Raw genomic sequence first — 11,521 nt, forward strand, 5'->3', positions numbered from 1 at the left:
CCACCGCCCGGCACGCAAGTGCCGGGGCACGACAAACCCCATGCGGTGCAAGACAAAACAGGGAGCCGAGCCGCCTGCTCCGCCACGCCTTCGGGCACGGCACTCCCGGGTAATAGTCGCATCAGCGCGCCGCAAGGCGCGCGGCGGTCCGCGCAAGCGGGCTGAGAGAAATGATCATCCCCGGCGCGGGCAACCGCGGCGGGACAGAATTCGGCTTATCGCCGCCAAATAGGAAGGCGCTCTCCGCGAGGAGGGCGCCTTCGCTCTTTCCAAATGACTTGCCTGCTCACCCATCGACGCGTCGCACTTCGTGCCAAGCCTCCAAAGAGCCGCGCCGCTCAAGCGTCCAATGCGGAACGCACGCTCCTCAGCAGGGCCGCCGTGCCGAACGGCTTCTTCAAAAAGCCCTGGGTGTTCAACTGCTTGGCGTCCGCGGAGATGCCGCTCACCGCGATCAGCCTCACGTTCGGTTTCACTTTGCGCAGGTTATGAATCAGTGTGGGGCCATCCATGCCAGGCATGAGCAGATCGGTGATCACCAGATCGATCTCGGTGTGATGACGGGCAAAGAGCGACACCGCCTCTTCGCCGCTGCTGGTGGCCAGCACGCGGTAATTGAAGGCCGCCAGCGTCTCCCGCGTGATTTCCAGGATCGCCGCCTCGTCGTCCACGATCAATATTTCCTCATTGCGACCATGCATCGGCTCACCGGCCTCCGCGGGCTCCGGCGTGACTGGAGCGGCCTCGGTGGCGGGCAGGTAGATGAAGAACGAGGTCCCCTTCCCCGGCTCGCTGATTACTTCCACGAATCCGCCGTGCGCCTTCACGATGCCCAGCACGGTGGACAGGCCAAGGCCGGTGCCTTTCCCGGGATCCTTGGTGGTGAAAAACGGCTCGAAAATCTTCGGCAACACTTCGGTCGGAATCCCCGTGCCCGTGTCAGATACTTTGATCTCCACAAAACTGCCGGAAAGCGGCTCGCGATGAAACTTGGTCAGCCGCTTGTCCAAGATCACCGTCCGAACCTGGATATCGAGATTTCCCCCTTTGGGCATCGCGTCGCGCGCATTGACAAAGAGGTTGAGCAAAATTTGATGCATCTGGGTGGCATCACCTTGAACAGGGGGAAGATCGTCCGTGACCCTGGATCGCACCGTGATGTCGCGCGGGAAGGTATCGGTCGCCAGCTTCACCACCTCGCCGATCAATTGCGGGATCTTGAGCATGGTCTTTTGCGCATCGATGCCGCGGGCAAACGACAGAATCTGCTTCACCAACTCGGAACCACGCTTCGCGCTGCTCCCAACCAATTCCAGCAAGCCCGCGTTGGCTGGGTTGCGGGGGTCGCTCTGAATGACCTCCACGGCCATCATGATCGGGCCGAGCACATTATTCAAATCGTGCGCGATGCCCCCGGCCAGCGCGCCGATGCTCTCCATGCGCTGGGTGCGCAAAAACTGCGCTTCGATCTTCTTCTGCTCCGTCATGTCGCTGTTGATATAGAGAACCGACGTCGGCTTGCCCGTAGCATCGCGCACCAGCGTCTGGCGGCACTGGACGACCAGTTCCCGGCCGTCGCGCGCCCGCTGGTGCAGTTCGCCGATCCACTCGCCCTTTTCATCCACCGCGTGGCGAATGCCGGTCCATCCGGCAGGGGTCTTCCCAAAAAGGAGCTCCTCCACGCGCCTCCCCACCGCTTCCGGTTGCGCCCAGCCATAAAGCCGACTGGCCCCTTCGTTCCAATAGACGACGCTCTGGTTGAGATCGCACACGAGAATGGCATCGCGCGCCTTGTCGAGCAGGGCCGCCTGTTCCTCGATCTTCCGCTCCGCCTTTTTGTTTTCCGTGATGTCCGTATTGATCACGAGGATGGACTTCGGCGCATCGGCTTCGTCGCGGATCAACGTCCATCGACTCGCCACCACGAGGCGCGTCCCGGCCCGCGTCGCCTGGTGCAGTTCCCCATTCCACTCTCCGCACTGGATCAGGGTTTTCAGCGCCACCAACGCCACCTGGTCCTGGCAAAGCAATTGATTGGCGTTGCGTCCCAGGGCTTCGTTGGAGGTCCATCCGTAGAGCCGCTCCGCGCTCTTGTTCCAAAACAGAATGCGTTGATCGAGGTCGTTCACGCAGATGGCGTCACGCGCTTCATCGAGCAACGCCGCTTGCTCGAGGATCTGCTGTTCTGCGAACCGGCGTTCCGTGATATCGCGAGCCACCCACAGCACGCCCTGCTTTCCTCCGCTTTCATCGAACATGAGCTTCCCGTGGGCCTCCAGATAGCGCACGGTACTATCCGGAAGTTGCAGGCGATATTCGACGGCCCGGCTCGAACCTTCCTCGATGGCCCGCTCGAAGAGCGTTTTGATGCGCCCTTGATCATCGGGATGGACATTCGCCAGAAACTCCGCACCCACGACCGGCGTGGTCATCCCGAAAAGCTTCCGGTGGGAAGGGCTGCTCAGGATCAATCGGCCTTCGAGATCCACCACCGAGACGAGATCCTCCACGTTTTCCATGATGTTTCGCAACAGCGCATCGCGCTGTTGCAATTCCTCCGCCATGCGTTCGCGAGCCCGGCGCGCCGCGGCGTCTTTCAAGGCCCGCCGCACCGCCGATACCAGCCGCTCGGGCCGCTGTTTCAAGATATAATCGGTCGCGCCGTTCTTCAGGCTCTCGACGGCAGCCTCCTCGCCCAGCGTGCCGGAAAAGAAAATGAAGGGCACTTCTTCGCGCATTTTGCGGGCCAATTCGAGCGCCCGGCCGCCATCGTAGCCCGGCAGTGAAAAATCCGAGATGATCACGTCGGCATCTTCGCTTTCGAGAACGGCCAGGAACGAGTCGCGGTCCTGCGCGTAGACGATGTCGCAATCGATGCCATTGCTCTCCAGCATCGCGGCCACCATTTCTCGATCCAGCAGGTTGTCCTCGAGGTGGATGATCCGCACTCGAGGGCCCGCCTTTTCTGATTTCTTCGGATCGCTCATGCAGGCTGGGCTGGCAAAGGCGGCGGCTCGTTGATGACCGCCCAGAAGCAGCCAAGCTGTTTCACCGAGTCCATGAACTGCGTGAAGTTCACGGGCTTGACCACGTAGGCATTCACTCCCAGTTCGTAGCTGCGCACCAAGTCCTGCTCTTCGCGGGAGGACGTGAGCATCACCACCGGGATCTTTTTCAATTCAGGATCTGCCTTGATCTGCCGCAAGACTTCCAATCCATCCACCCGGGGCATTTTCAGATCCAGCAGCACCACGACCGGCAGGTCGTTGGATCGCCCGGCGAAAGCCCCGCGGCGATAAAGGTAATCCAGTGCCTCCGCGCCATCGCGGGCGGTATCGACTTCATTGGCAACATTGTGCGCTTCCAGCGCCGCAAGGGTCAACTCGATGTCATGTTCGCTGTCTTCGACGAGGAGAATCCGCTTAACTTTGGTGGTCATTGAGATGAATTAATCGGTTCGCTGACGCATAAATTAGACCCCGCCCCGGTCGGCAAGGTGAAAGAAAAGGTTGCGCCCTCGCCGAGCTTGCCTTCGGCCCATACCCGGCCCCCGTGCCTCACGATGATGCGCTGGACATTCGCCAAACCGATCCCCGTGCCCTCAAACTCCTCCGCCCGGTGAAGACGCTGAAAGACACCAAATAACTTCCCGACGTAGGTCATGTCGAAACCAACGCCGTTATCTCGCACGTAAAACGTATCCTCTTCACCTGTTTTCACATATCCTATTTCGATCATCGCAGGGTCTTTTGGACGGGTATATTTTACGGCATTGGCCAAAAGATTCACCAATACCTGCCTCAACAGAGCGGGATCTCCATCGGCGAGCGGCAATTTGTGTCGTTCCCAGACGACATTTCGCCCATTGGTCTCAACCCGAAGCTCCTGAACGACCTCGTCCGCGAGAGCATTCAAATCCACCTTTGTCCGGCGCATTTCCGCGCGGCCAATGCGTGAAAAGACCAATAAGTCATCGATCAATGCGCCCATCCGCTTGGCCGAGTCAGCAATCGTCTTAAGATATCGCCGCCCTTTGTCATCCAACGTCGCACCGGCATGATTACCTAATAAATCAGCAAAGCCGTCGATATGCCGGAGCGGAGCGCGCAAATCGTGAGATACGGAGTAAGAGAAGGCCTCCAATTCGGCGTTGGCCGCGCGCAATTGATTGTTCGCGGCCTGCACTTGTTGAGTGCTGCGGAACATCTCCGCTTCCACACGATCCACCCGAATCGGGGTCTCGCCCCGGGCGCTCGCAGAAGGTTCCTTTTGCTTGAGGAAGTCAGTGACGTCCTCCACGCGATGGATGAGATACTCGATGCTGCGTCCCGCTCCCAGGACCGGTGAATTCACCGGGCTCCAATAGCGCTCTTCAAATGTCCCGTCGGGGCGCCGGATGTCATATTTTTGGATCGCCATTGTATCTGCCCGGGCAGTCTTCAGCACCCGATTCAGGGACGCTCGCAGATTGGTCTCGCCGGTGGCTTGGGGGTCGTCGGGATTGTCCGGAAAAACATCGAAGAGGCGGCGCCCGAGCATTCCGTCGCGCTCCATCATCGTCGCTTTCAAATAGGCATCGCTCACGGCCACGATGGTCAAATCTGTCGTGAGGACGAGATAGAGACCGGGCAGCGAATCGAAGAGTGCCCGAAAATGCACATGCATCTGGTCGATGCGATGTCGTTCCGTGATGTCGCGCGCGACCTTCACGTACCCTTTCAATTGCCCCTCCTCATCGCGGATCGCCGAGATGATGACGTTCGCAAAAAAGCGTGTCCCATCCTTGCGCACACGCCAGCCCTCATCCTCCACGCGACCTGTCTTTCGGGCTTCGGCCAGTTCGCGTTCCGGTTTACCCGCCGCGACATCTTCCGGCGGATAGAACCGCGAGAAGTGGCGGCCCACGATTTCTTCGGCCTTGTAACCCTCGGTCCGTTCCGCACCCCGACTCCAACTGGCGACGCAGCCTTCCGCGTCGAGCATCAGGATGGCATAATCCTCCACGGATTCGACGATCGTGCGAAACCGTTCCTCGCTGGTTGTCAGTGCTTGTTCCGTCTTTCGCCGCTCGGTGACATCATCGATCGCCAGCAATACCGCTTCTGTATGATTGCCCGGCCGATAAAGCTTGCGCCCACTGAGGAGCACGGTTCGGCGGCCGGTGGCAGGCAGATCGTAAGACCATTCCAAATCGTCGAATTTCTCATCCAGCCTCAACGCGGCCGTCACCAGACCGGCGAGTTGCGGGTGATTCCACTGCCCATCCCCGATTTCCGAGAGCAAACGATCCTCGGTTTCGGCCGGGGTGGTCCGAAAGGCTTGATAGTAGGCGCGATTGGCTCTCTCCACTCGCAAATCGTAACTGAGCACGAGCAAGGGTTCCCGGACGGTGTCCACGATGCTTTCTGCATAGCCGCGGGCCGCCCCTTGCACCTGCGCCGCGTTCCTTCGCGCCGCTAATTCCCGTTGCGTCATCACCGCGGCCAGCGCGATCAGCACGATAATACTGGCACTGCCCAAACTCACCACCATCAGTGTGGTGTGGGAGGCAGCCTGCGCCGCCACGGTACGATCGCTGAGCAAACGATCCTCGTCTCCCCCCATCTCGTAAATAATCCCGCGGATATCGTCCATCAACTGCAGGCCTTCCGGCGTGCCGACGTTTCCAACCACCGCGTCCAGTCCCTGCTCCTGCCGCACTTTCACTTGATCACTCAGGCGTGCGACTTTCTTGTCGAACAACGGCATCAACCGGTCCAACCGTCTTTGCTGAGCGGGGTTGTCTGCGGTCAACCGACGCAGTGCCTCGAGCGATTGCCGCGCCGTTTGCAGACTCGGCGCCATCATCTCCAGGAAAGGTTGCTTGCCGGTCAGTAGATAACCTCTCTCTGCAGTTTCGGCATCGATCACTCCCGCGAACGTATGCTCCAGTTCCAATCGCACCTCAAGCGTATGATCGACGAGCCGCAGGGTGCGCAACATGTGCGTCGTACTCCAGAAAGCATAAGCCGCCCCCAGGCAAATCATCATCACGAGAGCGACGCCGACTACCCTATTCGTCGTCTCTCTCCTACGCACCGACTTTGGAGCACTTTGATCCATGTATTGCCAAATCACTTAAGGGCCGCCTCCGGTCGTAACTCCCCGTCTCCGATAAGACAATGAAAATTCTGATGCGGATGGGATGTCAAGTTTTCCACTACAATGTTCTTTCATCGGGTTGCGCGTGGGAGAAAATCTCCGAGGCTTGAGCGCCTTGATAAGGCTTGATTCGGCTTGAGGCGCGCCTGCCGCCGCTATCCATTGCGGGGCAATGGCAGATGTGTCGAGGCAGAGAGAAAAGAGTGCGTGACCTGCACGTGAGGGAGAAATTTCGGGGCTTGAGAGCCTTGATTTACCTTGAATTGGCTTCATTCGGCTTGAATCGAGCAGGGGCTGCCACCTCTTCGAGGTGAGCCGTCTCCTGCACCATTTCCGGAGGTGTCGCTTCGCTCAACCACCGGCTAGGGGCGCTGGGATGCCTCCGGCATCAGGCTCGGGCGGGGTTGAGTCATTTACGAGGCGCTGCCTGCGTTCTTTGGTGAGGAGCGTTCATTGAGAGCCTGGCGGATGGCCGGCGGGAAGTGGGCGATCCGGCCGTTGCGAGCGGAGTGGGATTCGTCTGAATTCATACGGGGAAGTCTCGCATAACTCCGCACAAAAAGTGCATGGCTCTATGGGCTCTGTGGGCTCCATTGCGGAAAAAGTGCTGGGAAGCGGCCTCTGGGCGGGGCGGGGCGGTATGGATCGGGTCAGGAACTGCGGCGCATTTCCCCCAGCGACTCGCCCGGGAAGAATTTCGGCATGATGCGAATGCGATTGGAGCGGTGCAGAGCCTCCCCTATCAAGTGGATGAGGATCCGCGAGAGGCGGCGCGCGTGCATCTCCGGATCGGCGCGATAGCGGGCCAGTTGCGGCGAGAAGTATTCGTGAAAATGATCGCTGTCGCGCGCGATGACCGCGGCATCACTCGGGACGTGCAGGCCCCGCCGCAGCAACTCGCTCGCCGTCATCAACGCTGGCATCGAGCGCGCCACCAGGAACGCCGTGGGCGCCGCCGCCACGCCCAGCAGTCCGTGCAATCGTTGGCGAATGCTTTCCGGTGTCCCGTCGTGATGGGCGACGATCGCGTTGGCCGCCGCGCCTGCCCTGGTCTGAAACGCCTCGAGAAAACCCGCCTCGCTCTCGCGGTCCCCAGCCGTGTCCGAAGCCTGCATCAACAGGACGATTCGCCGATGCCCCCGCCGCAGGAATTGGCCCGCCGCATGCCGGCACACCGCGCGATAGTCGAAATCCACCGACGGCAATTCGATGCCTGGGTGACCCGAGCCCGAAAGCACCGCCGGCAGTTTGCTCTCCACAAACCAGCGCTGCATCCGCTCATTGGTCATGAACAGCAACCACGCCCCGGCGGGCGCCTGCTCCGTCAGCGCGGCCAGGTCCTTTTCCGGCCGGCGCGAGTACCAGCGGCGGCCGCTATGAATCTCCAGTTGCAGCCCAGCCTGGGCGAGCAATTCGCGTAATCGGTCCATCCAGCAAAGCGCGAACGGCGGGATCTCCTGCAACGGCAGCGGCGTCAGCACACCGACCGTGCGCAAGCGCAGCGGCGCCCCGCCCCCCGCCCGCTTCACAATCACGCGCTGGCGCCCCGGCGATACCTTCAATCGCCCCTCCGCCCGCAGCAGTTCGAGCGCGGCGCGCAGCGTCGGGCGGCTGATATTGAGCTGCCGGCTCAATTCCCGCTCCCCGGGCATCCGGCCAATCCAAGTCCTCTCCTGCAAAGCCTGGCGCAATGCCTCGGCGGCTTGCTCGACGAGGGACGGTCGGTGAATGGCCAGGCTCATGGCCGGTGAGAATGACCGGCCTGACGCCGACTGGTCAACTCACTTGACCAGTGGTCTACTCAGCGCCGCTCCAAGAGCTTTGCAAGGATGCTATTGACCACCTCCTCGGCGTTTGTCGACCGGAGATATCAATTTGGTTAGCTCCTCGCGCGTTTGAAAGGGCCTGCGACCTACGGACGCCCTTTTCCACAACAACTTGAGCATTCTTGCCACGCGGAAGGAAAACCGCCAAACTCCACAGCCTCAGGCTAAACACGAAGGATACCCCATGGCGGACAAAGAAAAGAAATCAGGTTGCCTTTCCACGATCTTCAAGGCGTTTGCGGTCGTGATACTCATCAGTGTGATTGCCGCGCTGCTAGAAAAATCTCCCGAAACCGCCCCGGATAAATCGACTTCACAAACAGATGAATCAGCTACGACGAAGCCGTCAACGGCCATAGGTGCTCCTTCCAACGCGGCAACTCCAAGCAAGCCACCCACAACAGGTAAAGTTCCTAGCCAGCCGCAAAAGCCCCCCGTCCCCATATTCGATATTTCCAAGGTGGCGGACAACGAACTGCCCAAACAAGTGACGTTGAAGGCCAGTGAAAGCTTTTCAATCCCCGCCTCATCGGGAACCGTAACGGTGCCGGGTGGCAGCCGTGTCGAGTTGTTGAGGCGCTCTGGCGAAATACTGACGCTCCGCTTTCTCAGCGGCCAGAGGCAGTTGCACTACGCCAAAACGAATTTTGCCGATCAAGTTCAGATCGAACGCGCCCAGCGGATACAAATGGAACAGGCGCGTAAAGAACAACTCGCACGCGCACAAAGGATGGAAAGCGAAGCGATGGCAGCCAAGGCAGCAGCGGAAAGTGCGCGTCTCAAAGCAGAAGTTGGGGAAAAGCCGATTAATAGCCCGTGGGACGGTGGTGTGCTCGAGGTTGAGAGATATCTCAAGGCGCGCCTTAAAGATCCAAAATCGACCGAATATATCGAATGGTCGCCCGTCACTTTAATGACGTTTAAAGACGGGAAGGCATGGGCAGTACGGGTGAAATATCGGTCAAAAAACTCGTTTAGGGGATACGTCATTGAGGAAGCCGTTGCCATCATTCGGCACGGGGAAGTTGTCGAGTTCCTTCAAACCAAATAGCCCGATCCAGTGATGCCGGCGGAGTGCCGGAAAATCGTGGAAATGCTCACCCTTTTGTTTGGACTTGGGCAACCGAGGACTCATCAATCGCTTGCAAACCGTACTAGATACGAAATTCGGATCGGGTAACGGAAATCAAACCTGCATGACCGCTGCCCGCTCCCTCACCGCATCAGCCGCGCCGGCATCTCCGTGGCCAGCAGGCAGACATCGTCGTCGAAGCCTTGCGCCGCGTAGGATTGCACGGCCGAGACGATCCCGTTTACGAGTCCCGTCAGCGGCAGCGACGCCTGCGATCGGGCGCAATTCGCGAGCCCTTCGGTGCCGAGCTGCTCCCCATTGACGTCCTCCACTTCGAACAAACCGTCGGTATAAAACAAGACGACATCTCCGTCCTCGAGCGTCCGCTCGTAGTCGCGGAAATCCACCTGCGGGAAGACGCCGAGGGCGGGATTGAAATCTCCGCGAGGCACGGCGAGAAACCCGACCGTTCCCTTTCCCCGCCCCACGTGCAACGGCGCCGGATGTCCCGCGCTGGCGTAGCGCACCGAACGAGTTTCAGCGTCAAACACGGCATAGGCGGCGGTGACGAACATCACGCCTGTTTCCGTGGGAATAATTTCGATCAGCCCACGATTCACGCGAGCGAGAATCTCGCCCGGATCAGAGGCATTGGCGCAGGCCTCCTGCACGAGGACGCGCATCATGGCGGTAATGAGCGCCGAGCGCACGCCGTGCCCCATGACATCGCAAATGAAGACGCCCGCCCGGTGCTCATCGAGCGGCAGGACGTGAAACAGATCCCCGCTCACTGCCGTCGAGGGTAGGTAGCGGTGGGCGAAGCGCAGGCTGCTCTCTTCCACTGAGGCATCCGGCGGGAAGGCCGGGAAGCGCCGTGGCAGGAGAGTAAGTTGCATCTCGCGCGCCAGCGCCAGGTCGGTCTCCATCTGCTCGTTCTTCACCGCGATCTCGCGGCGTTGCGCCTGCAATTGCTCTACGTGCGCCTCCAGCAACGAGGTCTGCAAGCGCACCAAGGTATGTACGTGCATCAAGCCCAGGAACAGGCCCTCGCTATCGACGAGGATGACGTCATCGTAGAACTCCACGGCCGCCCGCGAAAATACCGCCCGCAACACCGCGTCGACGGTCATGTCCACCGACACGGAAAGCGAAGTCGGCGCCATGTGCGCCCGGACTGGCTTGCGCGCGAAAAGGGCGTAGCCATAGCGCCCGCCCAGCAGCATCCCGATCTCGCGCCGCGCGCAGACGCCCGCCGGGCGTTGTTCGTCGAGCACCGCCATGTATTCCTGCTTGTGGTCGCGAAAGCGCTCGAAAGCATTGTCGGTCGGCTCTGTCGCCTGCACTGCTTCGCTATGCCCGATCAGCGTCCGCCAATCCACTATCCCATCCGCCATTTTCGGCTCGGGAATAGTGGTAGAGGAGGACTGGGCGGTCACGGCGGAAACGACTGCCGAGAGTTAACACCTTGGGAGCTTCGGTCACCGTTACAATTACGTGACAATGAAGAGTGGACCTCGCCTCCAAGAAAGGCCCTTTCGCCACCCTACTCGCCAAGCCGCCAGAGAGCGCTGTCCGTCCGCAGGTAGACGTGATTTCCGCTGATCGCCGGCGTGCACAGGATAAATTCCTTGGTCTCCGTCTTGAGCGGCAGTTGCAACTGCCCGACCACCGCGCCTTCCGGGGCAGTGGTGTCCACGACTTGCACGAGTCCCTTCTCATTGACCAACAGCACCCGCTCGCCCGCGGCCACCGGTGAGCCGCTGAACGGTCCGGTGACCCGCAGCTTCCATTTGATGTCGCCCGTTTTGATCTCCGCGGCGGAGATGACACCGGCCCCATTGAGGCTGTAGATGCGATTTCCGAGAACCAGAGGGCTGATGGTGGCGGGATTGATTTGCTTCGAGCGCCAAAGCTGGGTCGGCGCGGCATTACCGGCCTGCGGTGCGAGTGCGGTGATGCCATTCGATGGGGCATAGATCACACCCGCCGCAACCACGCTCGAGCTCATGGTGGAAGCGCCCTCGGCATATTCCCAGAGCTGACTGCCACTGACCTGATCAACGGCAAGGAGTCCCTTGGACGATTGCAGCACGGCGACGGGCGCCGCGTGGGCATCCGCCCGCCACAGCACGGGGCTGCTCCAGTTCGCCTTCTTCGGCCGGTCGAGCTTCCAGAGGTTGGAACCGGTCTTCACGTCGAGACCAAGGGAGTAGCTCTCGCTGTCGTTCTCGATGACCACCACCAACGTCTCGCCGATTACGATGGGCGATGAAGCCATGCCGAGACTGTTGCTGGCATTTGGGTAATCGGCGGTGAGCCCGCGCACCCACAGGAGATTCCCGTCGAGGTCAAACGCGGCCAGATCGTTGGAACTCCACAAGGCAAAGACGTGCCGCCCATCGCTGCACGGCGAGGAAGCGGCCACAGAGTTCTTCGGCTGGCACATGGTGCGGCCCGTGGCCTGGAGTTGACGCTCCCAGAT

At 60.4% G+C, this 11,521-nt stretch carries 7 protein-coding genes; 1 reads left to right on the plus strand and 6 read right to left on the minus strand.

Annotated features, from left to right (window positions below):
* Positions 1–338: 338 nt before the first annotated feature.
* The 4 genes from ABJF10_RS24125 to ABJF10_RS24140 form a co-directional block, all read right to left on the minus strand.
* Positions 339–2,987, minus strand: coding sequence for a PAS domain S-box protein (locus ABJF10_RS24125; RefSeq protein WP_348547179.1), 2,649 nt, complete (start codon positions 2,985–2,987; stop codon positions 339–341).
* Positions 2,984–3,439, minus strand: coding sequence for a response regulator (locus ABJF10_RS24130; protein WP_348547180.1), 456 nt, complete (start codon positions 3,437–3,439; stop codon positions 2,984–2,986). Before ABJF10_RS24130 ends, ABJF10_RS24125 begins: the two co-directional genes overlap by 4 nt.
* Positions 3,436–5,982: a CHASE3 domain-containing protein gene (locus ABJF10_RS24135; RefSeq protein ID WP_348547181.1), complete on the minus strand. Its 2,547-nt coding sequence runs from the start codon at positions 5,980–5,982 to the stop codon at positions 3,436–3,438. The genes ABJF10_RS24130 and ABJF10_RS24135 overlap by 4 nt, the downstream gene beginning before the upstream one ends.
* 809 nt (positions 5,983–6,791) lie before the next feature.
* Entirely contained in the window at positions 6,792–7,883 is a 1,092-nt protein-coding gene (locus tag ABJF10_RS24140; protein WP_348547182.1) for a GntR family transcriptional regulator, read from the minus strand.
* 268 nt (positions 7,884–8,151) lie between these two features.
* Here ABJF10_RS24140 and ABJF10_RS24145 point away from each other — a divergent pair, with 268 nt between their 5' ends.
* Positions 8,152–9,018 (plus strand): hypothetical protein, encoded by an 867-nt coding sequence (locus ABJF10_RS24145; protein ID WP_348547183.1) that lies wholly within the window; start codon positions 8,152–8,154, stop codon positions 9,016–9,018.
* A 164-nt stretch (positions 9,019–9,182) separates the two neighbouring features.
* Here the strand turns inward: ABJF10_RS24145 and ABJF10_RS24150 are convergent, their stop codons facing one another.
* Both ABJF10_RS24150 and ABJF10_RS24155 read right to left on the minus strand, forming a co-directional pair.
* Complete coding sequence (locus ABJF10_RS24150) at positions 9,183–10,475, minus strand: SpoIIE family protein phosphatase (RefSeq protein WP_348547184.1); 1,293 nt, start codon at positions 10,473–10,475, stop codon at positions 9,183–9,185.
* Between the two features lie 107 nt (positions 10,476–10,582).
* A partial coding sequence (locus ABJF10_RS24155; RefSeq protein ID WP_348547185.1) for a PQQ-binding-like beta-propeller repeat protein occupies positions 10,583–11,521 on the minus strand: 939 nt, incomplete at its 5' end.

The sequence above is a fragment of the Chthoniobacter sp. genome (assembly GCF_040003245.1).
Lineage (GTDB): Bacteria > Verrucomicrobiota > Verrucomicrobiia > Chthoniobacterales > Chthoniobacteraceae > Chthoniobacter.

What these genes read in the sequence shown, in the direction of transcription:
- ABJF10_RS24145 (WP_348547183.1), top strand. Translation starts at nt 8,152, where the DNA reads ATGGCGGACAAAGAAAAGAAATCAGGTTGCCTTTCCACGATCTTCAAG.
- ABJF10_RS24140 (WP_348547182.1), bottom strand. Translation starts at nt 7,883, where the DNA reads ATGAGCCTGGCCATTCACCGACCGTCCCTCGTCGAGCAAGCCGCCGAG.
- ABJF10_RS24135 (WP_348547181.1), bottom strand. Translation starts at nt 5,982, where the DNA reads ATGTTGCGCACCCTGCGGCTCGTCGATCATACGCTTGAGGTGCGATTG.
- ABJF10_RS24125 (WP_348547179.1), bottom strand. Translation starts at nt 2,987, where the DNA reads ATGAGCGATCCGAAGAAATCAGAAAAGGCGGGCCCTCGAGTGCGGATC.
- ABJF10_RS24130 (WP_348547180.1), bottom strand. Translation starts at nt 3,439, where the DNA reads ATGACCACCAAAGTTAAGCGGATTCTCCTCGTCGAAGACAGCGAACAT.